Raw genomic sequence first — 25,594 nt, forward strand, 5'->3', positions numbered from 1 at the left:
GGTATCATAAATAAAATATGGGAGGATATAAAAAATAGTAAGTTTAAAATTCAGTGTTTTATTTTAAATACACTTTCGGAATAAAATTTTATAATTTCTTGATGAATAAAAATATCTCTGGCATTTTCCATGAGAGAATATTTTTCAATTAACTTTTTTTATTCAGGATGTTCTTTTTATAAACACTATAGTAAAATGTCAAATTAATTTCATGATCAGATAATTGTTGCCAGATTATTCCAATATACTTTTTCTTTTCTATTAATTTTTTCATGATTCATAGCATTTTGTTTTCAAATCAAAGTAACGAAGGTTTTGGGGTATGCAGAATAATTTTTATTTTCAATTAATGTATTGAGAGGAGCATTGACATGATGTCTTTATTAAATCAATACTAGCTAGAAACCTCCATAACTAAAACAGATAAATCTATTTTAAATTGATTTTCTGTAGTTAACGCCCCATTCGCCCATAGCTTCAATAACCTTGTTCAGACTTTCGCCATGTGGTGTAAGTTCGTATTCAACGGTAATTGGCATTGTATTTAATACTGTTCTTTTGACGAGTTGATTCATTTCTAAATCTTTTAATTCTTTGGATAATACTTTTGGTGCAATTCCATCAATATGTCGGTTTAATTCCATAAATCTGAATTTTCCGTTATAATATAGAGCAGCTATAATAACCGTTTTCCATTTTCCGCTTAATAGATCTTGTGTATCCTTGACACCTTTAAGTTGTATCCTACAAATATCTGCGAGTTCTGATTTTCCCTTTTTCATGGCAACAAAGATACAAAACCAATTACCAAAAGGAAACTAGTTACCAAAAGGTATCTGTTGTGATATATGTAACTACTATTCGTATTTTTGAGACAATATTATAAACAATATAAAAATGAAAATAGCAGTAATTGGAACAACAGGATTTGTGGGAAAAAATATCACAAACGAATTGACAAATCGTAACCATAGCGTTACAGGAATTTCAAGAAACTTACTTACAACAGACAATTCAAATTTAACAATGGTTTCGGCAGATGTTACAGACGTAAAAAAACTTGCTGAAATTTTAAAAGACAGTGATGTTGTGGTTAGTGCATTTAATGCTGGTTGGGAAAATCCAAATATTTATAATGATTATCTTACAGGTTCGAAAGCAATTCAGCAAGCAGTGAAACTTGCAGGTGTTAAACGTTATATTGTTATTGGCGGTGCAGGTAGTTTATACGTTGCTGATGGGATTCAGGCAATTGACACTGAAGAAGTACCGGAAGAATTTAGAGAGGGTGGAAAAGCATCAAGAGATTATTTGAATATACTAAAAAATGAAACAGAGTTAGATTGGGTATTTTTCAGTCCACCATACGAAATGCATCCGCATATCAAAACTGGAAGAACAGGAAATTATCGTTTAGGAAAAAATTCTCCTGTATTTAATGATGATAAAATAAGTATGCTTTCAGTTGAAGATTTGGCTGTTGTTATTGCAGATGAGATAGAAAATCAAAAACACCACAAACAGCATTTCACAGCAGCATATTAAGAAATAAAATTATATAGATTTAAAAAACATAACCTGGTTACTTTCTTTGCAAAATCTCACAAAACGACAATTAAGTTGAGCTTAAAAATCGCTTCATTTACTTAATTAACAGTTAGTTCGATTTTTGTTATGTTGACAAGATCAAAAAGTCGAATCATTAATTTAATATTATTTAAAGTGTTGATTATTAAAGATTTATTGTTTTTTTTCTTATTTATTAGATAGTTTGTATAAGTGTCTGATAATAAGCGTTTAAAAAGTAAATAGAATACAGGAATTTAATACAAAATTATTATATTTATTTTAAAAATAATAAAATATGAAAAGTACTATTGAAGGATTAAAATTTGTTTTGCTATCTCCTTTTATATTAATGAAAGTAATTATCGTATTAATAATTATTGGAATTAAGGCAATAGCTCGTATGATTCTTAAAAGTGAATTTGAATCAAAACAAAAATTTTTGGAAATTTCCCAGAATAAGAGGAGTGAATTGTATAAAAATAATGAAATCTTGATAGAAGAAAATAAACTGTTATCTAAAAGATTAGAACGGATGAAATATATTCTTGAAAGAAATGAAAACTCTACGACAGAGGCAACTTTAACTAAGCATGGTGAAATAGTCTTTATGACCTATTCTCAAAAGAATCTTTTTGATAGTATTTACTTGTCAGGTGAAAATGGAGATGATAAATTTTGGGATTCTGTAATGCACTTTAGAGACTATGGGAATGAAATTAAGATTGTTGATTTTCTAACAAGGAATGATTCGGAAAATAGAGGATACGGTAGAGTATTAATGAACTTTGTCATTGCGGAAGCAAGGAAAAAAGGTATCAAATGTATAACAGGAGACTTATCGAGCGTTGATGCTGATAATTTTGATTGGCTGATTCCATTCTATGAATCATTTGGTTTTGATTGTAAGTTATTTAATGATGATAAGATAATAAGAGGAAATATAAGGCTGTTATTGGAGGAGACTGGAAAAAAAGTAGGTTAATAAAATAAATTTTATACAAAAAGGGCAACCTCAGATTCGATCTGAGGTTACTTTTTTTATAATATGGGTTTAATATTTTTGAATATGATTATTGATAATCTCAATATAACTGTAGCTTTTTTGAGATTTGACAAGTTATCTAAATCAATCACCTTATTTTTTGTTTTCCCAAAATCTATGTCATTAATCAAAGTTTCATAAATTTACATACTATGAGTATAATGTAACAATATGAAAATAGGGTGTGCCAGGATTCAACCAAAGATTAAAATTTTAATTTGCAATTGAAGCTCTTGAAAACATTTTACTGATATGCCAGAATTCTTGACAATTCATAAATTAAGAATAAAAGAAAATGGCAAATAAAAATAAATAACTAGAAAATATTACACGAATTAAAAAGAGATGAATTTAAGTTACCTCTATACACCAGTTAACTCCATAGCTGACCTTCCCATTGATTCAAAAATTCAAGAACTTCCTTTAGAAAAATTAGCATGGGAGGACTTTGAAAAGCTATGCTTAGCTATAATACAAACAGAGTTTTCTGTAAACGATTGTGAGATATATGGTATAAAGGGGCAAGCGCAACAAGGAATAGATATTTATGCAAGACAATCAAATGGAAAATACTACTCTTATCAATGCAAAAGATATCAAAAATTCGATTTAGATGATATAAACAAGGCTATTGATTACTTTAAAGGTAAAGACTTTTACAGCAAAAGCGATAAATTGTATTTATGTACATCTTGTGAGTGGAATAAAACCCAAATCCAAGACAGATTTGAAGAACTTAAAACAGAGCTTGAAAATGAAAATATTACTTTGGTGAAATGGGATAAAATTCAACTTTCACGGCTTCTTAAAGATCAACCTCAAATCGTATTTGATTTTTTTGGTCTGGAATGGGTTAAAAAATTTAATGGAGAGCTTGCCTTACAACAGCTTTCGAAATCAAAAAAAATCGATGCTCAACAAGTCGTAAAATTTAGGAAAGAATTATATGAATTTTATTCAACAATTTTTAACATTCAAGATCCTGGAATTCCAATTAAAGAATTAAATAGTCCATACACTTTACAGGATAGATTTATTATTCCAGATATTCTCTCAAGTGTAAAAGAGGAAGGTTTTAAACCTACTAAAGATGACTCAATATCAAACGTAAATTATGATCAGTATTTTTATGATTATTATGGACAATCTGAAAATGAATTTAAACGCAAAAATTTAAATAATCATAACGACGTCGAAGAAAGCAGTATTGATATCCGAATAAAAGTAGATGATGCATTAGTAAACAATAATAAAAATATAATTATTGGTGACCCCGGAGCTGGCAAAAGTACTTTGCTTAGATATATTACATTAGATATTTTAAGTTCAGATCCTCAGTTAGAAAATATTTCGCAAAAATATGGTAAAACATTACCTGTGTGGCTACCTTTTGCCTTCATAACAAAACACCTTAGTCAAAATGACTCATTAAGCATCTCAGAAATCCTTAATCTTTGGTTTAATAGTTTTGGCAAAAATTATTTGTTTGATGTAGTAAAAGATGCAATAGATGACGAACGACTATTTTTGATAATTGATGGGATTGACGAATGGAGCAGTATTTCTTCTGCACAACAAGCAATAACACGTGTTGAAGCATTAAGAGAACTTTATGATTGTAAAGTTCTTTATTCGAGTCGACCATACGGATTTAAGATACTAAAAGACTTTTTCACGAACCTATACGTTTTAAATCTTGCAGGTTTTTCTATTTCTCAACAAAGAAGTTTTGTTCAAAATTGGTATAGTAAATGGACTTCCTTACAAGATACAAATAGAGACAAAGATTATTCAAAAACACTAACGGATAATTTTATAAAAGAATTGCGACAGTCAGGCGATTTAAAAAAATTAGCAGAAATACCTTTGCTATTGAGTATTTTAATTATACAAAAAATGCAAGATTCGGTTCTGCCTAAGAACAAATTGGAAGCACTTAAGGAAATAACCCAATACTTAATAAAAAAACATCCTGTAAAGCGGGGCACAGATGCGGGAATAGTTCAAGAGGAAATAATTGATGTTGATTTTAAAGATATTTTTTGTGAATTAGCAATCAATATTCAGAAAGAGAGTAATGATGGTGTAATTTTAAAAAGCGAAGCACAAAAAGTAGTTGAACAATATCTTATTACTTATGCTGAATATGATAAAGCAAAAGCAAAAGTCCATAGCCAAAAATTAATAGAAGTCGGAGCAAATAACTTTGGAATTATCATTGAAAAATCAAATGAAGAAATCGCTTTTGGACATAAACAATTTCAAGAATTTTTGGCTGCACAACAATTGTATGAATCTGATGAAGATTTAGCTAGTGAATTTATAAAAGCTCATTCTGCTAATCCCACTTTTCATCAGGTAATTATTAGTTTTTTTGGATTAATACCATTAAAACAGATTAAAAAGTTTACTAAACATTTTTATGCTTTAAAAGAAGCTACTTGTGAAAAATTTCAAAAAAATTATCTTTCACTTATTTCATATGAAGTTGCTATTAATCTAGACAACACACCAAGTGACATTATGAATGAAGCATTTGATTCTATTATAAGAGATTTTGAGTATGAAACAGACCTGACATATAAAGAAGCATTGCTTAAGCAAATCCTTAATGCTTTACAAAATGGGAGATTAAAAGAAAAAATCCAGGCTTTCCTGATACAGTTTTTTCCGAATCAATACAAGTACAGAGATTATCGTGTTAATGCATTACGATATACTCCCAATTTAAATAAACTACAAATAGAATTTTTAAAAAAAGCTTTTATTAATGGAACAATAGAGCAAAGACATGATGCCTCCTATGCTTTTAATAAACATATTAAAAATAGAGATGTTTTTAAGCTTATAAAAGGTATTATTTCAAACTGCTCAAATCCAGAAATTTTAGCTTTTGCAATTAATAGTATTATCACAAATGACATATCAGAAGTAGAAAGAGAGAACTTAATAAATTCTATTGAAGTTGATGATTCTGTTGTTCAATTTTATTTATTTAAGTATAAAATTTTCGCAAAGAAACATACTCAGGATGATTTAAAATTGATAATAAAAACTATAAATCAGATTCCTTATCAATTAAAAGATGAAGCTGTTGATTTATTAATTGATGGATTTAATACGGACAACTTTTTGAAAGAAATACTAATCAAATCGTTAGAAAAAGAACATTATCATAATGACCAAGAAAAAGTATTTGATAGAGGAATTGTTTGGAAAGTCCTTTTTCATTGTTTTAACAAAGAGCAAGACGTAATCAATATAATTAAATCTGAATTTAAAGAAAAATTTCCTTTTATTTCCGACAGACATGAAATGTTTAAACATTTGGTTTACTATTTTAAAGATATTGAAGAATTAGTTCCAGTTGTTGAGAATTGGTTAAATGAATATTTAAAAGAATTTAGTCATATTGGTCCCGAGACTGCATTTGCAAGTATTTTTGTTCATTCGGAAAAAGTTAAAAATTCTCTTTTTGAGGATTTGCAAAATTCCTATACTTCTCATTGGAGTGTAATGGCACTTTTAGATGGTTGGAAAGATGATAAACAAGTTAAAGAAAAGCTAAAAGAGTATTTTAGAACGGTTGAAACAAAAAAGACATCTGCCTCTGCACATTTTATCTCTAGAGTATTTGATAGAAATGAAAAAGAAGAAGCAATAAAAATATTAGAAGGAATTCTATTTGATAAAAAAATAACCTTTAGAGAAAGGTCTATATCAGCATTAATTGAAATTGATAAAGAATATTTTGAATCAAATATTTTGAAGAGACTTATTGATCAACTTGAAACTTTTCCTAAAGAATTTTGGGGACAATATTACACTGCAATTGATATAATTGTAAAGAATTTTCATTCAAGCGAAATTGTTCAGAAGTATTTCTTAGAACATATAGAAAATGATAACACTCTTTATGTTTTAGCGGTTCATTATTTTCCAACATTAATAAAATCAGAAGATAAAATGCTAAAAAAATCTATTCCTTTAGCAAAGGAGTTTAAATTGTCGATTATTGAAGCATTTTCTGATTTATCAATATTTCCTAATAATATTGAAACAGCCTTAAGTAATTTTGAAACAGAAGCCGAAGAAGAAGTAATGGCAGATATGGCAATTTGTTTATTTAACCATATTAAGGAAACTAATACCAATAAAATAATAAACCTAAGTAAGCCATTAGTTTTTGCCAGAGGAATAGATCATGAAGTTAAGAGGAGAATTGCTTTTACAGGTTTTTTAATCACGAAAAAGTTAGATGAGTATTCATTAATTGAAGATGTTGAAGGTAAAGGTAAATATAAATCAAAATTACTTGATATCTTTAGCGAATATACTTACCAGGAATCTTCAAGTGGAATAATGATAAAATCCATACTTGATAATTTTGATTATCTAATTTCTTATAGCGGTAAGGATTTTGGTTCAATCGTTGGGGATTTAAAATATAACAAAGATATAGAGGATATCTGGGGTTTTTTTGCGAAATATTCTTCAAAGTCCTCACCAACTTATAGTTATTTAATGGAATTCATATCGAACAACTCTCAAACAATCAAAAACAATTCGATAATTAGTTTTCTAAATAGAACATCTCCTAAAAGTCCTATTCTAAAGAGTATTTTATTACGCTTTATTAATAATAAGGAAAGACATAATGAGATTCTTGCTGGTAGACTGTTAGGGACTAATTTTAAAAATGACAATCAAGTTTATGAAGAGATAAAGGATGTAAAACTAAATGGTAGTTCTGGCAAAATTATAGCTTTGTGTAGTGGTTGGCCGGATGAACCCATTCTTAGAGATATGTTTAACGAGATAATTCAAAATCAATATTACGTTGATGATTATGTAGATTTTAATCTCAAGTTTTTATTTCGAGATATAGATACTTTGAAAGAATTTCTAAAAAGGATTTTTGGGAATACTAGTGAGGCCAAAATTTATCATAGATACTTTTTTATACCAATGATTGAGAGGCTTAAAAGAGATAAGAACTTTAGCTTAGCTATAAAAGAACTTTTGTTATCAAGTAATTCTGTAAGTGAAAAAATATCTTATTATAATTTACTGGCACAGGTCAATATGGTAGATAATGAGGTGTCTTCTTGGAAAAATAAAATAACTGACTTTAAAAATGATTTTGGTTACGATATAGTGTCAAATAAAACCGTTCGATTGAAAGATGTTTTACATGATTATTACTATTAAAGTTAAAAGGTTGTATTGATTTTAAATTTATATTCAATCAAATTTAGATTTAATTTTGAATAGAAAATGAATAATAAAATTGATGAAGTGACCGTGGTGAAAAATTTAATACTTATTATAATGTTTGGAAGTTATAGAAATACTTTTTATCCTCTAAGTGATGTTTAAAAAAACAAACGAAAATGATACATAGGATTTTTCCGATAGATTTTTGAATGAATATTCTAGAGAAGATGAATAAATTATGAAAATTGATTTCTCATGCATACTTATTTTAATTGAACATAGATTTAAATTTAATATACTTGGAAAAAATGTAATTAATGAATTTTAATTTGATTTTTTTATCTTTAAAAAACAATAACCAAAAATATTTAAACATGAACTTAGAAGAGGCACGTCAAAAGATAAGACTGTATAGAAAACTCAACGAACAAAGTAGATCATTTAGACATAAAGATTATGATCATTTTTATGAACTTTATTCTACTGAAGATTTAGATTCTGTTCAAGAGATACTCACAGAATATGAACAAATTAAGGTTTCAGATGTAATTAATCCAGAAAATGAATTTTTTAAATTTTACGGAGCAAATTATGCCGATAAGTATCTTGTTGAAAGAACAGAAAGTGGTTTTAAGATTCATTTTGAATTTAGTGATATTTTATTTTATGAATTACTAAATTTCTTTAAAGAAGATATTCAAAAATTTATAGAAATAGTACCAAGAGAGTTTTCATTCTATAGTCTAGGGAATAATTCATATCAAATTCCATATAATGTTTATCAAGATTTTTTTACTCGATTGGAGAATGAGGATATTAAAGAAGCTATTAAATTTTTAAATAGAACAGTGACTTTTAGTATTGTTTCTGACTACGAGCATATTTCAACCAATATTTATATTAGTCGTATAAATGACTACTTAAATTATTTGGAAAGATACAATTATTAAACGTTAAGAAATTCTATATTATACAATATAAATCTTACACTACACAATTTAATTTAGACAAAATATATTTAATCTATAATTATGGAAGAACTACAAAATTTAATTAAAACTTCATATGGTGTTGTGGATCTTATTTTTGCAGGGCATGAATACGATCGAAAAAGAGCTTTAGAAGCTATAAAGATTGCTAACAGGGAAGGTGTTGGTTTTAATGATTTCTTAGATATGCACAGAGATTATTTAGAAAATAAAAATTGTTCTTATGAACATATTGAAAATCAAATTTTAAGAGTACAACAAATTGGTTTGTATTTTAGTAATGACTAATATGTAAATTAGAATTCTTTATAATCAATATTATATTTCATAAAAGCCTTATTATATTCGATATATAAGGCTTTTATGATTTTTTAATCTTTTAGATGAGTTATCTTTTCATTAGCTTATATTATAGGAATAGATTATTAATATTAAAAAGTCTCAAAGGCAATCAAATCATACGGGTTACCGTAAAGAAATTTAATTTTTAAAGGATAATTTTAAAGATTAAAACTAATTATCAAAAAAATATGTCAATAATTAAAACCACGATGGAATATCATCAAGAAATTCAATTAAGAGCAAGTCAAGATGCTTATAAATGTACTTGTCATTATTTAAAAATAATAAATGGCAATCCTGAGCCTCATGCAACAGGGGTTTTAGTGAAAATAGATGATTGTCATTTTCTATTTACTGCTGCTCATGTGTCTGAAGATTTACAAAATGAAATTGTGATAGGAATTGAGGAAAAGCTTACTGTGAAACTTGGTGGGGAATGGACATTTAATAATTTAGATAAAAACCAGAAAAGGAAAGATGATAAAATTGACATCGCAATATTGAAATTAGATGATGAAAGTGTTGATTATATAAAAAGACAATATTCCTTTATTAACCAAAATCAGTTGGGAATAAACCACGAAATTAAAAATCTTCCTTATTATACTGCAATTGGATTTCCAGCATCTAAGAATCGATTTAATAAGTATAAAGGTGAATTAAAAAGTAGCCCATTTATATACAATACTGTACCTGCTGATGAAAAAAAATATAAAGATTTAAATTGTAAGGAATATGAAAATTTGATTCTTACATATGAAAAAAAAAGGGTAATTGATAATCAAACCAAAAGAAAAATTACTGGGCCAGATCCATATGGAATCAGTGGAGGAGGGGTTTGGTTTGTACCAACTCAATTAGTTAATGAAACTGATATAGTAGATAAAAAGCTCGTCTCAATATTAACCGAATGGTCAAGTGAGAAAAATATATGGATATCAACAAGAATTGATCTTTTTACTGAAGTTATCAGGCAAAAATATAAATTAGGATTACCAGAGTCTAAAATTATAAAATTAAATACCAATTAAAAAATGTGTATAAAATTGGATTATCGAAATTTTTGGAAAACTGAAAATTCACTTGCTAAGTTTACTCTTTATTACACATTCTATTCTTTTAGAATTAACAAATCAAATGAAAATATTTCAAATTATTAATTAGTAAAGAAATGGAGTGCTTAGTGGTGAAAAGGCAGATTACATATTCATGTATATTTCCTGCAGGTGAAGATAATCTGATGGATATTCTTAAAAATATTCCATCAAAAAGTGCTATTGAATGGCTTTCATATTTGCTATTTAAAAAGGGTTTAATGACAAGTAACCAAAGCGAACTTGATTTTTTTATTCCATTATTGTTTAAAATGAATGCAAAATTACAACGTGAAATCACTGATTATTTACAATATATTACTAATGAATTAGGGAGTTACGTGTTTATAGATAAAGCTTCTTTATTGATATTAATTGAGTATATTTTAGAAAACCATAATGAGAATAATGAGGATATACTTGAGTCAAAGGATGATTTTTCAAATTTATTTATTGCTTATTTAATTTGTTGTGATGAAAGGATTCATTATTCAACTCAGGATTTGGCGTCTATTAAAGATGCGGACTCTCAAGTTTTACATCATTTGCCAGTACAATTAAAAATTAATGATGTAATTTATCCTAAAGATTATTGAGTAGAATTTATAAGGTTTTATCACTTTATGGTTTTTTGTGAGCAAGATGTAGAATTCAAAGGATATCTAAAAGTATTTCTAAAAGAAAACCAGATTGAAAAATGGGAGGATTATTTACACTTTGTTTTGCACATCTATCTCAGAAATGCTACTAATGAAGAAGGAGCTACAAACTTGATGAAAATCGTTCCTGTGAGATGCTATCAGAAAAAGCTTTTAAATGCGATGAGTATTGATATCAACAGTTTTAAAAGGACATCTGATTTTACTGGATTAAGAAGTAAGCCAATTTATTATCATGGCAATAATTTATACAGTATTATTTTTTCAAAATTTTTTATTGATAAAATGTTTCAGAGTTTTTTGTTTGATCTTGCTTCTACGTTGAAAGAGAAGGGGATGAATAAAATAAAAAATTATCCTCAACTTAAGCAATTAGTAGGAGAACGTTTTACAGAAAAATATTTGTTTTATGAAATAATGCAAGGTTGCTTTTCAAAAACATATAAAAAACTTATATCAGGAGATGAGTTGAGAAAAAAAATAGGAGATGGAGAACCTGATTTTTATATCAGAAAAGGAAAAAACATATTTTTATTTGAATTTAAAGATGTTATGCTAAATGCTAAGATTAAACATTGCGGTAATTTAGAGAAAATTCAGCGTGAGTTTCTTCAAAACTTTGAACTTAAGACAATAGAAAAAAGTGGGAAAAATCAAAAACATAAAGATAAAGGTATAACACAGTTACTAAATGTGATAGAGAATTACTTAACTACAATCTTCCAGAATTTGGATAGATTTGAGATAACGGATAGATTTAATGTTTATCCTATAATTGTCTATCAAGATCCTTGCTTTGACATTGAAGGTTTCAGGTATTTACTGAATGACAGGTTTGAAAAATTGAAACGGAGTAGAATTATTCCTGAAGATTGTTTTGTGAAAGAATTTGTAATGGTACCTCTTGAAATTCTAATTAAACTTGAAGATTACTTTGCTGATGGAATATTACAATTAGATATCCTCATTGACAATTACATAGTGGAATGTAAAAAATCTGAACAAAATAAATTACGTCCTTTTAATAAATATATTATGAGGCAAGCTAAAGAAAAAGGGTATAGGGAGGGGAAAAGTTCAAGATTTCAAAATATCCTGAATTCTTTTGTTTAAAAAAAATTGAATTAAATAAAATAATTAGCCACCCTTTTGACCACCCTAAAAATCAAAAACCTCTGAAAATCAAATGATTTCAGAGGTTTTTTGTACCCATAAACGAAGAGATATCGAAACATTTAGTGGAAGATTTAGAAAGAATCGTAGAATTAAATAATCCTTTAATGTGACCAAGACTAGCGTATCTTCTAACACTTTTATCAATGATTTGCTACGTGTGAGCAAAATTAAACAAGAGTTATATTGCAATAGTAAGTCTTTATTTGGCTGTGCTTTTCTCTATATTAATTGAAAATAAAATAGAGGTATTTGGTATGAAAGTTAGAAAATTTTTAACTTCCAAATAAAAAGTAAATAGTTATTCTGATAACAGATTTAATTCAAACTTCTATATTCATTAGGAGTGACACCCGTTCTCTGCTTGAAAAGTCTGATAAAATGCTGTGGATATTTAAATCCTAATTCGTAAGCAATCTGAGCAATAGATTGATCAATGTTGAAAACTCTTTCCTTGGCAACATCAATAATTTTATTCTGAATATATTCCTGTGCAGTTTTTCCTGTTTCTTTCTTAATCAGATCTCCAAAATAGTTGGGTGAAAAATGTAATTCATCTGCACAGTAAGCTACAGATGGAAGCCCTACGGTATTAGGTTTCTCAGATGAAAAGTAGTTGTTTAATAATTCTTCAAATTTTTCTAAAATACCTTTATTGACATTTTCCCGCGTAATAAACTGACGGTCATAAAAGCGGTCACAATGATTAAGAAAAAGCTCAATATTTGATGTGATAACTTTTTTACTGTGTTTATCCACTGGCCGGCTCAATTCAAATTGAATATCAGCGAACATTTCCAAAACCATTTGCTGCTCTTTTTTAGAGAGGTGCAATGCTTCATTGGTTTGATATCCGAAGAAACCGTATTCAGAAATACTTTTAGCTAAAGAAGTTCCCTTGATTAAATCCGGATGAAAAACTAATCCGTGTCCCAAAGGCTGATAGATGTCAATTTTATTTTCTACATCAACAATTTGTCCCGGAGAAACAAAAACCAACGTTCCTTCCTGGTAATCATAAGTTGCCCGACCGTACTTGAGGTCACCGCATTTCACATCTTTTAAAAAAATACAGTACAGATTAAAGTACATTTTAGACCCGGTCCTTTTATGCGCTTTTGAAAAATCTATCACACTTACCAAAGGATGTAAAGTTTCCTGATTATTAAATTGATTATAATCATCCACTGTCTCAAAATTGATGGAATTGCTCATTGCTGTATCATTTTGTAATGCAAATCTAAAGATAAAAACAACCTCTTTTTTACAATCAGAGTCAGAACAGTAATATTGGTTATCAATTCCGTAATCTGTCTACCAATATGCTTGTCAATAGGTTGTAAATTTGCAATAACAAGTTGATAAACAATATTAACTTCTTTATGAAGCAATAATTTAAATTAAAATCAAAAATGAAAAAAGTAATATTAAACAACGGATTAGAAATGCCAATTTTAGGATTTGGAGTATTTCAGGTACCGGATCCTGCGGAATGTGAAAAAGCTGTTATTGATGCTATCGACACTGGATATAGATTAATAGATACTGCTGCATCTTATGGAAATGAGCAAGCTGTTGGTAATGCGATCAAAGCCAGCCAGGTTGCAAGAGAAGATTTATTTATAACAACAAAGCTTTGGGTGCAGGATGCTGGATATGAAAATACATTAAAAGCTTTTGAAACATCATTGAAAAAACTTCAGTTGAATTATCTGGATTTATACCTTATTCATCAACCTTATGGAGATGTATTTGGTTCTTGGAGAGCAATGCAGGAATTGTATAAACAAGGAAAAGTAAGGGCTATAGGTGTTTCCAATTTTCATCCAGACAGGATTGCCGATTTAATTGCCAACAGTGGATTTACACCGGCAATCAATCAGGTAGAGACACATCCTTTCCATCAACAGGTTGAAACACAAAAATTCCTAATTGAAAATAATGTACAGATAGAATCCTGGGGACCCTTTGCAGAAGGAAAGAATGATATTTTTAATAATGAAGTTTTAAAAACAATCGCAGAAAAATATAACAAATCTGTAGCTCAGGTGATTTTGAACTGGTTAACAAGCAGAAATGTTATCGTTATTCCAAAATCGGTAAGAAAAGAAAGGATGGCTGAAAATTTCAACATTTTCGATTTTGAACTTTCTTCTGAAGAGATGAATGCTATCGCCACTTTAGATACTGCTTCCAGTCTTTTCTTTGACCATAGAGATCCCAATATGGTTAAATGGCTTAGTGAAAGAAAATTGGACTTGTAATCAAATTGCATCAGTAAAAATATGATCAAATGAATAGAACAGATATAAATAAAGACAGCTGGTTTAGCAGCTGTTGGAAGTACATTGCTAACTTTCAATTCAATACTTAAAGAAAATACAATTGATCATAAATTGTCAAAAGAAATATCACCTTTTGTACAGCAATTTTCCGATGTGGAAGCGCCTTTAAAAACAAAATAAAATTTAGTAAAAATGGAAAAAAGAATATTAGGAAATAACAAATTAGAAATTTCCGCATTAGGATTAGGATGTATGGGATTAAGTTTTGGTTATGGAAAAGTAACCGAAAAGCAGGAAGCCATTCAGTTAATAAGAAGCGCTTTTGAAAATGGCGTAACTTTTTTTGATACAGCTGAATGTTATGGCCCATTCACTAACGAAGCATTAGTTGGAGAAGCATTGAAACCTTTTAGAAAAGATGTTGTAATGGCCACCAAATTCGGATTTGAAGATGGAGATTCTACAAAGGGCTTAGACAGTAGCCCTGCAAGAATCAGAAAAGTGGTAGAGGATTCTTTGAAAAGACTACAGACGGATTATATTGATTTATTTTATCAGCATAGAGTTGACCCAAATATTCCGATTGAAGATGTTGCCGGAACGGTAAAAGATTTAATTACGGAAGGTAAGGTCAAGCATTTTGGTCTTTCGGAAGCTGGGGTGGAAACGATTCGCAGAGCACACGCAGTACAATCCGTAACCGCTTTGCAAAGTGAATATTCTTTGTTTTACCGTGAACCTGAAAAAGAAATCATTCCTACATTAGAAGAATTAGGAATCGGATTTGTTCCGTTCAGCCCATTAGGCAAAGGTTTTTTAACAGGAGCAATCAATGAAGAAACAAAATTTGAGGACTCAGATTTTAGAAATATTGTGCCTAGATTCTCTGAAGAAAACAGAAAGGCAAACCAGGCCTTAGTAGATTTATTAAAATCAATTGCAATGGAGAAAGAAGCTACTCCTGCTCAGGTTGCTTTAGCTTGGTTGCTGGCTCAAAAGAGCTTTATTGCTCCAATTCCCGGCACTACCAAATTACATCGTTTAAAAGAAAATATTGGCGGAGTTGATTTAAAACTGAGTTCTCAGGATTTATCTGAAATCGAAGATGCTCTTTCTGTAATTAAAGTTGTTGGAGAAAGATATCCGCAGCACTTAAAAGAAAGGGTCGGAAAATAAGAATATACTAAAATCAATCAAGTGTAATATTTTATTCTTACCAAAAGAAAAGTGTATTCATTTTCTTTTCTAAATTATTGATAATTAAATTTAAAAGAATGAGCAATGATAAATAAAACAATGAAATATTTAAGCTTAATTACCTTAATTTTAGTCTCCAATTTTTTTGTTAAGGGACAAAATAAGGTGGCACAAAAACCAATTACTATTGCATCACAAGGCAATTTTTCTGCTGGAGGTTCGGTTATCAAAAGTGATGGCGTTTTCGATCCTTTAAAACCATGGAATGTTCCTCAAGGTGGGCAAACAAGACACGGAGATCACGCTGATGTTTTTTACCAAATTCCTGTAAAACCTAAAAAACTTTCGATGGTTTTCCTGCACGGTTATGGACAGTCCAGACGAAGCTGGCAGACCACAGCAGATGGAAGAGAAGGTTTTGCTAATCTATTTTTAAGAAACGGTTATAGTGTTTATCTTGTCGATCAGCCGGGGCGTGGAGAGGCCGGGCAGACTACAAAACCCGGACAAATTAGCGGTACGCCAGATGACCAGACTTGGTTTACCCAATTTCGAATTGGTCTTTACCCCAAATTCAATGAAGGCGTTCAGTTTCCAAAAGACAGCATTTCTATGGATCAATTTTTCCGTATGATGACACCTAATACAGCAAATGTAGATGAAGCAACGATTGTTAATGCAATGTCTTCGGTTATGGATAAATCCGGAAACGGGATTCTTTTCACACATTCGGCAGGAGGCTCACCCGGATGGAAAACAGCCATTAAAAATGAAAAAATTAAAGCTGTAGTTGCCTATGAACCTGGAGGATTCACCTTTCCGGAAGGAGAAGAACCTGAAGGAAACCGAGGAGGAAAAGGTGTTCCCATACAAGATTTTATGAAGCTAACCAAAATCCCAATTATAGTTTACTATGGAGATTATATTCCAACTGAAGAAACTACTGCAGCATCACTAAATTTTTGGAGAACCGTTCTGAAAACGGCAAGGCAATGGGCGAAAGTTGTCAATAGTCACGGTGGTGACGTTACTATTGTTCATCTTCCGGAATTGGGTATCAAAGGAAATACCCATTTTCTAATGTCTGATCTGAATAATGCAGAAGTTGCAGGATTATTATCAAAATGGTTGAAAGAGAAAGGGTTGGATAAGTAATATTGGTTGCATTATCCGTAATCTGTCTACCGATTTTAAACTGCTATTTTCTGAATTTTGTTAAACAATAAATGATATATGGAAAAGTTGAAAAATTTTGGTGTATGGTTTTGTGCAGTACTTCTATTATTATCATCTTGCTCAAAAGCTCAGAAATCAATGTCTGAAAAAAAGGAAATGTTGAAAGACAAAAATGTATTGATTGTTTATCTATCTCGAACAAAAAATACAAAAACAATTGCCGACATCATTCATCAAAATACCGGTGGAACCTTAATTGAGTTGGAATTACAGAATCCTTATCCCGAAGATTACAAAGCAATTGTAGATCAGGTGGCGAAAGAAAATGACACTAATTTTTTACCTCCGCTTAAAACAAAGATTGACGATATAGAAAAATATGATGTGATCTTTTTGGGGTTTCCAACCTGGGGAATGCAATTACCACCTCCGATGAAAAGTTTTTTGGGCCAGAACAATTTTAAAGGGAAAACAATTATTCCTTTTAATACCAATGCAGGTTATGGTATTGGAAACAGTTTTGACACCGTGAAAAAGCTAAGTCCTGGCAGTACAATATTAGAAGGCTTTACGATCAAAGGTGGTGTTGAGCGGGATGGTATTCTGTTCGTAATGGAAGGAAAGAAGAAAATTGAAGCAGAAAAGAAAGTAAAAGAATGGCTTACCAGAATCGGAATGTCTAAATAATGTAGTTGAATTAAACTTTAAAAGTAAAATAATGAAACAATTGAAGTATTTCATTTTAATAATCCAGATAATGAGTGTTTCACTTTTTGTAACTGATATGAAAGCACAACAATTAACAACACCAAGTAATCATTTAAGTGAAAAAGATAAAAGTACCATTGCTATTTCCTCATTTACAGCGCAAGGTAAATTGAAAGAATTAAAAGGTAGTTTAAATTCCGGTCTTGATTCGGGTCTGACTATTAATGAAATAAAGGAAATTTTGGTACATACCTATGCTTATTGTGGTTTTCCTAGAAGCATAAGAGGTTTACAGACTTTTATGGAAGTTCTTGATGAAAGGAAGGTGAAAGGTATTAATGATATTGTTGGAAAAGAAGCTTCGCTTATTGATAATGAAAACAACAAGTATGAGCGAGGAAAGGAAATTCTGGGTCAACTTACCCAAACAAAACAACCAGACAAACTTTCCGGCTATTCAGCATTTGCACCGACAATAGATATATTTCTAAAGGAACATCTATTCGCAGATATTTTTGAGAGGGATGTTTTGACTTATGCACAAAGAGAGTTGGTGACGATTTCTGTAATCAGTGCTATTGGTGATGCTGAACCAATGTTGCACTCTCATTTAGGGATTTCGTTAAACGTTGGATGGTCACCACAGCAGTTGAAGGAATTTGTTACTGTTGTCAGCTCTACTATTAATAAAGAAAAATCAAATGCAACCAAAATGGTTTTAAATCAGGTTTTAGAAAATAAACCTAAATAAACGATCTAAAATAAAAAAATGAAAAAGATAATAATGTCAATGACAACATTAATTATTATAGCAACAAGCTTTAGTATTAATGCACAAACAAAAAAAACAAAAATGGAAAAAATTGAAGTTGTCAAACATAATAATCCTTTCGGATTGGTTTATGATGATGCAATCAAAGAAAATGTAACAGGAAAAGTAAATATTTATCCTGTAAAGTATAAATTGAATGGAATTGATATCGCTGCCAATGTTTACACACCGGCAAATTATGATCCTTCAAAAAAATATGCTGCGATCACTGTTGCACACCCAAATGGAGGTGTTAAGGAACAGACAGCAGGTCTTTATGCACAACGTTTAGCGGAAGCTGGCTATATTACCATTGCTGCAGATGCATCTTATCAGGGAGCAAGTGGGGGAGAACCTCGACACACCGATAGACCTGTATATAGAACGGAAGACATTCGCAGAATGGCAGATTTCATTTCACAATATCCTGGAGTTGATATTAATAGAATCGGAGCATTCGGTATCTGCGGTGGTGGTGGCTATACTGTGAAAGCCACTCAATCAGATAAAAGATTTAAAGCGATTGCTACTTTAAGTATGTTTAATTCTGGAGAAGTAAGACGTAATGGATTTATGAATTCGGGATTGAATACTATTCAGGAGCGTTTGAAACAAGCCTCCGATGCAAGGGCACAGGAAGTAGCGGGTGGTAAAATAGTATATTCAGGTGTGGCAAGCATTACCGATGAAGAAATTCAGAAAACAAATACGGATCTCTATCGGGAAGGTTATATTTATTATTATCGCACCAATGCTCATCCCAACTCGACTTTTTTATATCCCACCAGCAATTTACTGGATTTAATGACCTGGGATGCTGCGGACAATATGGATTTGATTAATCAACCTTTATTGATGATAGCTGGAAGTAAAGCAGATACCAAATATATGACGGATGAAGCTTTTCAGAAAGCAGTAAATGCAAAAGGGAAAGAACTATTCATCATTGATGGTGCTACGCATATCCAAACGTATTGGAGACCTGAATATGTAGAAAAAGCAGTTAAAAAACTGACTGAATTTTTCGGAAAAAATCTATAAAAAGCTGAAAGTTTTAATATTAAGTGTGGCAAGGCAAATTATAACAAGCCTTCTTTTATTAAAGAATTAAGATTAAATATTTAAATATGAAACAAATAGTTACATTACTTTTATCAATATTAATTGTATCAAGCTGTTGCAGTAAATCTACATTGGAAAGAGCAATGACTAATATTTTTCCTAAAGGGGGAAAAGTAACCAATAACAATTTTACAGGCAACGTTTGGCTGCAAATGCTGGGACAGGAAGAACAGACACTTAATACGGGGGTAGGTAATGTAACTTTTGAACCCGGAGCGAGAACTAAATGGCATCTTCATCCCGGTGGACAAATTATCCTTGTAACTGATGGGATAGGATATTATCAGGAAAAAGGGCAACCTAAAAAGATTTTACATAAAGGAGATGTTATCAAATGTCCTGCAAATGTTGAGCATTGGCACGGTGCTAGTGAAAATTCATATTTCGTTCAGATTGCAGTCACTGATAATAAGAAGGGTTCGGTAGAATGGTTACAACCTGTGACAGAAGAAGAGTATCATAAGTAATGGAAATGGGGAAGATTCTTAATAGATAATTATTAACCAATCAAAAATAAATTTTATGAAAAGCAAACCTAAATTATTTTCTGTAGCCATTATAATATTCAATTTGGAAGTTTTTAGTCAAGTAAAAAGATATATTATTAATAAAATATTTTGCGATTGATAACCAGGAGTATTCCTAGATTTTGCAGTTTTTTAATTGTTCTTATAACAGTTTCCACTCGTAATCCTGTTAGCGATGCAATTTGCTGTCTGGTGAGAAATACTTGATAAGAATCAGTCGGAGGTTTTGATTTTTTTAAGTAGTTGAATAGATTCGTTATTTTTTCTGACGGGCTTTCTGATGCAAATCCTTTCATCAGGTAGGTATAATGCATATTTTCTGCGGTATATTTGTATAAATCTAACAGTATTTTGGGATTATCTTTTAGCATTAAATCAAAGCCCAATCTTTCCAATTTGATTATCCTAGAGTTCTCCATTGCAATGGCACTTACAGAATATGGATGTTTTAAGAACAGGAAAAGTGCTCCTAGACAATCACCTTGAATAGAAATGTTGTGAATAAATTCACGACCCGCTTTTTTCTCACTGACAATCTTCACAGTTCCTGTTGAAATTTGAAAATAAGAGACTACGTCATCATTTTCTTTAAATACATATTTTCCCTTTGTAAAATTTACAATTTTAGCTCCATAGTTCATCAAAAGCTCCTCTTTTATCAGCATCAATTTTTATTTTAATTATTCATATGAAACTATCTTGTGTGCAGTTCCTAATTTATTTACAAGCGTATAAAGCTTTCTTATGACCATTTGTCATCGTGATCATTTCTCTTAAGTTCTCTTTCAACTTCATTAATTTCAGGTAAAGGAAGAAGATAAGTGTCATTAATATATTTTAGAATATTTTTATTTGTTTTATCATCTATTTTTCTGATGAAAAGGTCATTGGAGGATTTTAGAGTTTCTATGAAGTTGTCAGTATATTGGTCTTTACTAAAAAAAGTTTTTTCAATGACTGCTCTTTTATCATCATTCACAATAATATCACTAAAGGCTGTGTTGAGGAGTACTGTCTGGAAAAATGATTCAGCTGGTAAAAGAGTGTGAAGGTAATAATCTTCAAAATCCATTACCCTTTTATTATTGGTTAAAAATACACAGGTTTCTCTTGTAAAGATAAGCCATTTCCCACCAATATAAGGTATAACTTCCTTCATAAATTCTCTTTTATAAATAAATGAAGATATTTTATGGGTTAGCTCTGTAAAATGATTTTGTATCCTTTGCAGTGTATCAGGCCTGTAAAATTTCTGGTCATAATAAAAAAGATAATTTCTTCCGTTATTAACGGTAAGGAATTGACGTATAATATTTTGTGACTTGAGTGGGGAGTCTTCACCACTCAGGTTGATAAAATAATCCCAGTCATGACTTACATTCAAAAGATATTCCATCGCATTAAGTTCAGCCCGGATCATACTAAATCCTCCGGACACAATATTCATGCTTTCCAAAATATACACATTGGGGAAGTGTATTAAATATAATTGTATTTCTTCTGTAAATTCTGCTTTTGCTTTCCGGTCGATATGAATAAGGTAAAACTGATCCCTTGTATAAATTTTTTGAAACATTTCTTTAAATGTATCAGGTTTATGATGGATCATAATAAAATAAGCAATCCTCACCTGCGGAGCTGAATGCAGGTCTGTAGTTTGGGAATGGGGACGAGTTATGTACAATGACTTTTGCATGGGGCTGAAATTTAAAATCATCCGCACAGGCAAACAATTCAGTTTATGTGCGTAAGCTACGAATATGTTTTTGATAATCAGTTAATTAAATTTACTGTTGCCTAATTGTTTTGTTGTATATTTGCAATACATTTATAAAACAGGTTTCTGCCTTTGCCATTCTGTAATAGTTTAAACTCACCATTTTTTCTTTCAGTTTTTGCTTTTTCAGCCACCCAATTATCAATCGGGTTTCGAATGTGAAAACACTCCACAAGTCTTTTCATCCTAGAATGATACGTTATTGCAGGCTCATGAATACTACACAGGTAATTTATCGGAAGTTAAGCAAGTAAAATGATGAAGAAAAAAGATTTTTTTATTCATCATTATGATACACCAATTCAAATTCTGAAAAGGGAATTTGCTTACAAAATATCGGGAAGACCGAACATTATGATGAGTTTCAAAAATTTAAATTTAATCAATCCCATTATCCGTGCTGTAACAGAAGCAGGGTATTCTAAGCCAACTGAAATACAGTATACAGCAATACCCCATATTCTTGCAGGAAAAGATATTATAGGATGTGCCCAGACAGGTACAGGAAAAACGGCAGCATTTGCAATGCCTATTCTTCAGTTGTTAAAAAAATATACCCCTGATCATAAAGAGATCAGAACATTAATACTTACACCGACCCGGGAATTAGCAATACAGATTGAAGAGAATTTTGCTGTGTACAGCAAATATTTACCTTTATCACAACTCTCTATTTATGGAGGAGTCCCAGCGGGCGGACAGCTTGCGGCTCTTAGGAAAAGAGTAGATATTCTGGTGGCTACACCCGGCAGATTGCTGGATTTGGTTACTCAAAGACATATTGATCTTTCTAAAATAGAAATATTTGTTTTGGATGAAGCAGACAGAATGCTTGACATGGGGTTTATCAATGATGTCAAAAAAGTTTTAAAGCTGATTCCCCAGAAAAGGCAGACATTATTTTTTTCGGCCACAATGCCTTCAGGTATAAGAAAATTTGCGGAAACAATTCTGAATAATCCTGTAGAGGTTACTGTAACTCCGGTATCTTCAACCGCACAAACGGTGAAACAATCCGTTTATTTTGTGGAAAAAAGAGATAAGACGGGTTTGTTGATTGATTTATTGCAAAATGAAAATATGAGGCGTTCACTAGTTTTTACCCGTACTAAGCATATTGCCAATAAGCTGGTACAGCAATTGGAAGGAGTAGGGATTTTTGCTGCAGCGATTCATGGGAACAAATCTCAGACCGCAAGACAGAATGCACTTGATGATTTTAAAAGCAGTAAGATTAAAGTATTGGTAGCTACAGATATTGCAGCCAGAGGTATTGATATTGATGATCTTCCACATGTAGTAAACTATGAGCTTCCCAATATTCCTGAAACGTATGTTCACAGGATCGGAAGAACCGGAAGGGCAGGAACGGAAGGTACCGCTATTTCATTTTGCGATACCGATGAGCGCTTAGATCTTAAAAATATTCAAAAACTGATAGGATTCACAATGCCGGTCAGATCATTTTATAAATAAAATCTGTAGAGTTTACAGAAAACAATAAATAATTTTTTAATAATAATTACAATGCAACAAGGCACAGTAAAATTTTTCAATGAAGCAAAAGGCTTCGGATTTATTTCTCCTACAGACGGGAGTAAAGATATATTTGTACATTCTTCAGGATTAGACACAAGATCAATCCGTGAAAATGATAAAGTCGTTTTCGATGTACAAAAGAGTGATAAAGGTTTAAATGCGGTTAATGTAAAACTGGCATAATTAAACTTTAATATCATCTGTTTGAAATAAATATTATTTTCAATTTCAGTATTATATTTTTATATTTTTTTACAATTCAAAGTCCAGTAACCTTTGAAATATTGTTTGAAAGAACATTGATGTAAATCACTTTTTATTTTCCATTATGTTCATTTGCCTCTCACATTTATGTGAGAGGTTTTTCAAGAAAGAATTCCAATCAGTTTAAATAAAAAGACAGACAAATATGATTATCATTAACAATTTTATTGAGTATAAGGCTTTCGAAGGACAAATGGTTGGGTTTTCTGACTGGCACACCATAGATCAGAATCAAATCAACAGGTTTGCAGAGGCAACCTTAGATGACCAGTGGATCCATATTAATAAAGAAAGAGCTGAAAAAGAAGGCCCGTTCAAATCTACTATTGCTCATGGCTATTTGCTTTTATCGCTGATCCCTTATCTCTGGAAACAAATTGCTGAGGTGAGAAACGTAAAAATGGAAATCAATTATGGAATTGAGAATCTTAAATTTGGTCAAGCTGTAACTGTAGGTAGTGATGTAAAACTTCAGGCAACTGTAAAATCTGTCACCGACCTCAGGAGAACCATAAAAGTAGTGGTAGAAGCAAAACTTTTGATAAGAAATCAATCTAAGCCCGCTTATACAGGAGACGTTATTTTTCTATATCATTTTTTAGAAGAAAATAATAGGTAAACCGTTCGTATTAAATATATACTTACTTATCTGCAAGGAATCTGATTTGTTAAATAACATCCTAATCATTCCAATCTTACGACAAAGTAATGTTCTATCGTTTTTTGGGCTTTTTTACACATTGATAAAAGATCAGTATTGGATGTGTTCTCAAAAGTAAAACTATCATGGGCTTTAACAATATACTCGGTTACTATTTCAATATTCATTATATCGAGTTCTATTACATCACTTTTCATTCTATCGTCTTCTTTGAAGAAAGGGATTTTACGGAAAATTGAGTTTTTAAAATGAAAAAGGTGTATTATTTTCATGACATCAAATAGTATTTAATTTTGGTGATCTTTATTTGTAAAAGAAATAATAATGGGATTTTCAGCTTAGATGGTTCAGAGAATTATTTTTGAATTTCAATTTTTTAAAATATCTTTTCTGTTAAAATAGATAAGGTATTTAGATTATTAATTATCGCTTCTTATTATTGTTACGATCATCTTAAAGCGTTTATTTCCTTTTATAGAATGAGATTTATGGGCAGGAATAATAATACACTCACCTTCTTCCATAAAATAAGTGGCTCCGTCTATAATAATTTCTGCCTTACCTTCAATAATTTGTGCAAAAGCGTCAAAAGGAGAAGTTTTTTCAGATAATCCTTCTTTTTCATCAAATGCTAAAGCGCTGATATTGCAAGGTAATTTTTCTAATATGGTTTTACTGACTACAGAATTCGATATGTATTCCACAATCTGACTGATAAGATATACTTTTGATTTTTCAAGTTCTTGATGTTTCATCACTGCTTGTTTAAGTATGGAAGATCAGAATCTGTTGTAAATAAAAGGGATAGAACTGTCTGATATTCCATCCCTTTTTACAATTAAGTCTCTGATAAATATATTTTTATCAATAGGTTTTAACTGTTCTTGAAAACAATTTATGAAAGATTGATTTCTTTGATAATATTGAGAACTTCTTCACGGTTTTTTCTTAATCTATTTCCGATTCTTTCCAGCATCTCCCTTTCTTTCCCTTCTTCAAGCTTCAAATCGTGATCCGTTAATGTTGAAAATTTTTCTTTCAGTTGTTTTGACTGCTCAATCCAGTCTCCAGGAGTTTTGAAAAATTTGTCGTCTTTGTTTTTGTTTGTGTCCATATGGTGGATTTTAGTGTAACTTCATTGCTACAATACAAAGATGGGTGTTTAATAATCTATTGTACTACAGATTGTTTCTTTTATGTTGTACATATCACACTTTTACAAAATTCCAGTTTATTTTTGAGCATCTGTAAGACGGTTGATCCTAAAAACAATGGTTTTGGTGACTATTTATGAAGTAATAGAGATTATTGAGCCTTAGGACATGATTGCAAACCTAAAATACTACTATATAATTCCTAATAAGTTATTAATTAATTGTATCTTGCTGATTAACTACATTGAACTGATGATCCGGACTCTAAGTTCCGACATATTCACTTTT

General features: G+C 30.6%; 26 protein-coding genes. 18 read left to right on the forward strand and 8 right to left on the reverse strand.

Annotation, left to right across the window (positions count from 1 at the left end):
- Positions 1 to 148: 148 nt before the first annotated feature.
- Both AC57AW_RS08170 and AC57AW_RS08175 read right to left on the reverse strand, forming a co-directional pair.
- Positions 149 to 274, reverse strand: coding sequence for a putative phage abortive infection protein (locus AC57AW_RS08170; protein WP_496351482.1), 126 nt, complete (start codon positions 272 to 274; stop codon positions 149 to 151).
- 160 nt (positions 275 to 434) lie between these two features.
- Entirely contained in the window at positions 435 to 782 is a 348-nt protein-coding gene (locus tag AC57AW_RS08175; RefSeq protein WP_496351483.1) for a winged helix-turn-helix transcriptional regulator, read from the reverse strand.
- A 115-nt stretch (positions 783 to 897) separates the two neighbouring features.
- On the opposite strand from AC57AW_RS08175, the gene AC57AW_RS08180 reads away from it, so the two are divergent.
- From AC57AW_RS08180 to AC57AW_RS08215, 8 genes are all read left to right on the forward strand, one after another.
- Positions 898 to 1,545, forward strand: a complete 648-nt coding sequence (locus tag AC57AW_RS08180; protein ID WP_496351484.1) for an NAD(P)-dependent oxidoreductase — start codon at positions 898 to 900, stop codon at positions 1,543 to 1,545.
- A gap of 319 nt (positions 1,546 to 1,864) precedes the next feature.
- Positions 1,865 to 2,551 carry a GNAT family N-acetyltransferase gene (locus tag AC57AW_RS08185; protein ID WP_318848308.1) on the forward strand — a complete coding sequence of 229 codons (687 nt, stop codon included), beginning with the start codon at positions 1,865 to 1,867 and terminating at the stop codon, positions 2,549 to 2,551.
- Between the two features lie 405 nt (positions 2,552 to 2,956).
- Complete coding sequence (locus AC57AW_RS08190; protein ID WP_496351485.1) at positions 2,957 to 7,822, forward strand: NACHT domain-containing protein; 4,866 nt, start codon at positions 2,957 to 2,959, stop codon at positions 7,820 to 7,822.
- Positions 7,823 to 8,202: 380 nt separating this feature from the next.
- A complete protein-coding gene (locus AC57AW_RS08195; protein WP_318848306.1) occupies positions 8,203 to 8,778 on the forward strand; it encodes a hypothetical protein in 576 nt (191 codons plus the stop codon).
- A gap of 81 nt (positions 8,779 to 8,859) precedes the next feature.
- On the forward strand, positions 8,860 to 9,105 hold the full coding sequence (locus AC57AW_RS08200; RefSeq protein WP_318848305.1) for a hypothetical protein: 246 nt from the start codon (positions 8,860 to 8,862) through the stop codon (positions 9,103 to 9,105).
- 242 nt (positions 9,106 to 9,347) lie between these two features.
- On the forward strand, positions 9,348 to 10,190 hold the full coding sequence (locus tag AC57AW_RS08205) for a hypothetical protein (protein ID WP_318848304.1): 843 nt from the start codon (positions 9,348 to 9,350) through the stop codon (positions 10,188 to 10,190).
- A 140-nt stretch (positions 10,191 to 10,330) separates the two neighbouring features.
- Positions 10,331 to 10,849: a hypothetical protein gene (locus AC57AW_RS08210; protein ID WP_496351486.1), complete on the forward strand. Its 519-nt coding sequence runs from the start codon at positions 10,331 to 10,333 to the stop codon at positions 10,847 to 10,849.
- Between the two features lie 27 nt (positions 10,850 to 10,876).
- On the forward strand, positions 10,877 to 12,025 hold the full coding sequence (locus tag AC57AW_RS08215; RefSeq protein ID WP_496351487.1) for a hypothetical protein: 1,149 nt from the start codon (positions 10,877 to 10,879) through the stop codon (positions 12,023 to 12,025).
- Between the two features lie 378 nt (positions 12,026 to 12,403).
- Here AC57AW_RS08215 and AC57AW_RS08220 read toward each other — a convergent pair whose 3' ends face one another.
- Positions 12,404 to 13,300, reverse strand: a complete 897-nt coding sequence (locus AC57AW_RS08220; protein WP_496351488.1) for a helix-turn-helix domain-containing protein — start codon at positions 13,298 to 13,300, stop codon at positions 12,404 to 12,406.
- 197 nt (positions 13,301 to 13,497) lie between these two features.
- On the opposite strand from AC57AW_RS08220, the gene AC57AW_RS08225 reads away from it, so the two are divergent.
- The 7 genes from AC57AW_RS08225 (at position 13,498) to AC57AW_RS08255 (ending at position 19,851) form a co-directional block, all read left to right on the forward strand.
- Positions 13,498 to 14,349: an aldo/keto reductase gene (locus AC57AW_RS08225; RefSeq protein WP_496351489.1), complete on the forward strand. Its 852-nt coding sequence runs from the start codon at positions 13,498 to 13,500 to the stop codon at positions 14,347 to 14,349.
- Between the two features lie 213 nt (positions 14,350 to 14,562).
- A complete protein-coding gene (locus tag AC57AW_RS08230; RefSeq protein WP_496351490.1) occupies positions 14,563 to 15,546 on the forward strand; it encodes an aldo/keto reductase in 984 nt (327 codons plus the stop codon).
- A 186-nt stretch (positions 15,547 to 15,732) separates the two neighbouring features.
- Entirely contained in the window at positions 15,733 to 16,722 is a 990-nt protein-coding gene (locus tag AC57AW_RS08235; protein WP_496351491.1) for an alpha/beta hydrolase, read from the forward strand.
- A gap of 78 nt (positions 16,723 to 16,800) precedes the next feature.
- Positions 16,801 to 17,430, forward strand: coding sequence for a flavodoxin (locus AC57AW_RS08240; RefSeq protein WP_007845916.1), 630 nt, complete (start codon positions 16,801 to 16,803; stop codon positions 17,428 to 17,430).
- 31 nt (positions 17,431 to 17,461) lie between these two features.
- Positions 17,462 to 18,202: a carboxymuconolactone decarboxylase family protein gene (locus AC57AW_RS08245; RefSeq protein ID WP_007845915.1), complete on the forward strand. Its 741-nt coding sequence runs from the start codon at positions 17,462 to 17,464 to the stop codon at positions 18,200 to 18,202.
- A 102-nt stretch (positions 18,203 to 18,304) separates the two neighbouring features.
- On the forward strand, positions 18,305 to 19,303 hold the full coding sequence (locus tag AC57AW_RS08250; RefSeq protein WP_496351492.1) for an alpha/beta hydrolase: 999 nt from the start codon (positions 18,305 to 18,307) through the stop codon (positions 19,301 to 19,303).
- An 86-nt stretch (positions 19,304 to 19,389) separates the two neighbouring features.
- Positions 19,390 to 19,851: a cupin domain-containing protein gene (locus tag AC57AW_RS08255; protein ID WP_496351493.1), complete on the forward strand. Its 462-nt coding sequence runs from the start codon at positions 19,390 to 19,392 to the stop codon at positions 19,849 to 19,851.
- 137 nt (positions 19,852 to 19,988) lie between these two features.
- On the opposite strand, the gene AC57AW_RS08260 is transcribed toward AC57AW_RS08255, so the two are convergent.
- Together AC57AW_RS08260 and AC57AW_RS08265 are read right to left on the reverse strand one after the other, a co-directional pair.
- Positions 19,989 to 20,576: a Crp/Fnr family transcriptional regulator gene (locus tag AC57AW_RS08260; RefSeq protein ID WP_007845912.1), complete on the reverse strand. Its 588-nt coding sequence runs from the start codon at positions 20,574 to 20,576 to the stop codon at positions 19,989 to 19,991.
- A gap of 77 nt (positions 20,577 to 20,653) precedes the next feature.
- Complete coding sequence (locus tag AC57AW_RS08265) at positions 20,654 to 21,607, reverse strand: beta-1,6-N-acetylglucosaminyltransferase (RefSeq protein WP_496351494.1); 954 nt, start codon at positions 21,605 to 21,607, stop codon at positions 20,654 to 20,656.
- A gap of 438 nt (positions 21,608 to 22,045) precedes the next feature.
- Between AC57AW_RS08265 and AC57AW_RS08270 the strand changes: the two genes are divergently transcribed.
- The 3 genes from AC57AW_RS08270 (at position 22,046) to AC57AW_RS08280 (ending at position 24,110) form a co-directional block, all read left to right on the forward strand.
- Complete coding sequence (locus tag AC57AW_RS08270; RefSeq protein ID WP_496353874.1) at positions 22,046 to 23,164, forward strand: DEAD/DEAH box helicase; 1,119 nt, start codon at positions 22,046 to 22,048, stop codon at positions 23,162 to 23,164.
- A 51-nt stretch (positions 23,165 to 23,215) separates the two neighbouring features.
- A complete protein-coding gene (locus AC57AW_RS08275) occupies positions 23,216 to 23,410 on the forward strand; it encodes a cold-shock protein (RefSeq protein ID WP_007845908.1) in 195 nt (64 codons plus the stop codon).
- Between the two features lie 226 nt (positions 23,411 to 23,636).
- Positions 23,637 to 24,110, forward strand: a complete 474-nt coding sequence (locus AC57AW_RS08280; protein ID WP_047437600.1) for a MaoC family dehydratase — start codon at positions 23,637 to 23,639, stop codon at positions 24,108 to 24,110.
- A gap of 65 nt (positions 24,111 to 24,175) precedes the next feature.
- Here the strand turns inward: AC57AW_RS08280 and AC57AW_RS08285 are convergent, their stop codons facing one another.
- The 3 genes from AC57AW_RS08285 to AC57AW_RS08295 all read right to left on the reverse strand — a co-directional run bounded on the left by AC57AW_RS08285 (position 24,176) and on the right by AC57AW_RS08295 (position 25,266).
- On the reverse strand, positions 24,176 to 24,424 hold the full coding sequence (locus AC57AW_RS08285) for a heme oxygenase (RefSeq protein ID WP_122637001.1): 249 nt from the start codon (positions 24,422 to 24,424) through the stop codon (positions 24,176 to 24,178).
- A gap of 147 nt (positions 24,425 to 24,571) precedes the next feature.
- Entirely contained in the window at positions 24,572 to 24,907 is a 336-nt protein-coding gene (locus AC57AW_RS08290; RefSeq protein ID WP_496351495.1) for a cupin domain-containing protein, read from the reverse strand.
- A 140-nt stretch (positions 24,908 to 25,047) separates the two neighbouring features.
- A complete protein-coding gene (locus AC57AW_RS08295; RefSeq protein WP_496351496.1) occupies positions 25,048 to 25,266 on the reverse strand; it encodes a hypothetical protein in 219 nt (72 codons plus the stop codon).
- Positions 25,267 to 25,594: the final 328 nt, after the last annotated feature.

The sequence above is a fragment of the Chryseobacterium sp. BGA-UO-ETr-SB22 genome (assembly GCF_059567885.1).

Bases quoted from the DNA above. Each gene is read 5' to 3' on its own strand.
- AC57AW_RS08170 (WP_496351482.1), bottom strand. From the start codon at position 274: ATGAAAAAATTAATAGAAAAGAAAAAGTATATTGGAATAATCTGGCAA.
- AC57AW_RS08175 (WP_496351483.1), bottom strand. From the start codon at position 782: ATGAAAAAGGGAAAATCAGAACTCGCAGATATTTGTAGGATACAACTT.
- AC57AW_RS08180 (WP_496351484.1), top strand. From the start codon at position 898: ATGAAAATAGCAGTAATTGGAACAACAGGATTTGTGGGAAAAAATATC.
- AC57AW_RS08185 (WP_318848308.1), top strand. From the start codon at position 1,865: ATGAAAAGTACTATTGAAGGATTAAAATTTGTTTTGCTATCTCCTTTT.
- AC57AW_RS08190 (WP_496351485.1), top strand. From the start codon at position 2,957: ATGAATTTAAGTTACCTCTATACACCAGTTAACTCCATAGCTGACCTT.
- AC57AW_RS08195 (WP_318848306.1), top strand. From the start codon at position 8,203: ATGAACTTAGAAGAGGCACGTCAAAAGATAAGACTGTATAGAAAACTC.
- AC57AW_RS08200 (WP_318848305.1), top strand. From the start codon at position 8,860: ATGGAAGAACTACAAAATTTAATTAAAACTTCATATGGTGTTGTGGAT.
- AC57AW_RS08205 (WP_318848304.1), top strand. From the start codon at position 9,348: ATGTCAATAATTAAAACCACGATGGAATATCATCAAGAAATTCAATTA.
- AC57AW_RS08210 (WP_496351486.1), top strand. From the start codon at position 10,331: ATGGAGTGCTTAGTGGTGAAAAGGCAGATTACATATTCATGTATATTT.
- AC57AW_RS08215 (WP_496351487.1), top strand. From the start codon at position 10,877: ATGGTTTTTTGTGAGCAAGATGTAGAATTCAAAGGATATCTAAAAGTA.
- AC57AW_RS08220 (WP_496351488.1), bottom strand. From the start codon at position 13,300: ATGAGCAATTCCATCAATTTTGAGACAGTGGATGATTATAATCAATTT.
- AC57AW_RS08225 (WP_496351489.1), top strand. From the start codon at position 13,498: ATGAAAAAAGTAATATTAAACAACGGATTAGAAATGCCAATTTTAGGA.
- AC57AW_RS08230 (WP_496351490.1), top strand. From the start codon at position 14,563: ATGGAAAAAAGAATATTAGGAAATAACAAATTAGAAATTTCCGCATTA.
- AC57AW_RS08240 (WP_007845916.1), top strand. From the start codon at position 16,801: ATGGAAAAGTTGAAAAATTTTGGTGTATGGTTTTGTGCAGTACTTCTA.
- AC57AW_RS08245 (WP_007845915.1), top strand. From the start codon at position 17,462: ATGAAACAATTGAAGTATTTCATTTTAATAATCCAGATAATGAGTGTT.
- AC57AW_RS08250 (WP_496351492.1), top strand. From the start codon at position 18,305: ATGGAAAAAATTGAAGTTGTCAAACATAATAATCCTTTCGGATTGGTT.
- AC57AW_RS08255 (WP_496351493.1), top strand. From the start codon at position 19,390: ATGAAACAAATAGTTACATTACTTTTATCAATATTAATTGTATCAAGC.
- AC57AW_RS08260 (WP_007845912.1), bottom strand. From the start codon at position 20,576: ATGCTGATAAAAGAGGAGCTTTTGATGAACTATGGAGCTAAAATTGTA.
- AC57AW_RS08265 (WP_496351494.1), bottom strand. From the start codon at position 21,607: ATGCAAAAGTCATTGTACATAACTCGTCCCCATTCCCAAACTACAGAC.
- AC57AW_RS08270 (WP_496353874.1), top strand. From the start codon at position 22,046: ATGAGTTTCAAAAATTTAAATTTAATCAATCCCATTATCCGTGCTGTA.
- AC57AW_RS08275 (WP_007845908.1), top strand. From the start codon at position 23,216: ATGCAACAAGGCACAGTAAAATTTTTCAATGAAGCAAAAGGCTTCGGA.
- AC57AW_RS08280 (WP_047437600.1), top strand. From the start codon at position 23,637: ATGATTATCATTAACAATTTTATTGAGTATAAGGCTTTCGAAGGACAA.
- AC57AW_RS08285 (WP_122637001.1), bottom strand. From the start codon at position 24,424: ATGAAAATAATACACCTTTTTCATTTTAAAAACTCAATTTTCCGTAAA.
- AC57AW_RS08290 (WP_496351495.1), bottom strand. From the start codon at position 24,907: ATGAAACATCAAGAACTTGAAAAATCAAAAGTATATCTTATCAGTCAG.
- AC57AW_RS08295 (WP_496351496.1), bottom strand. From the start codon at position 25,266: ATGGACACAAACAAAAACAAAGACGACAAATTTTTCAAAACTCCTGGA.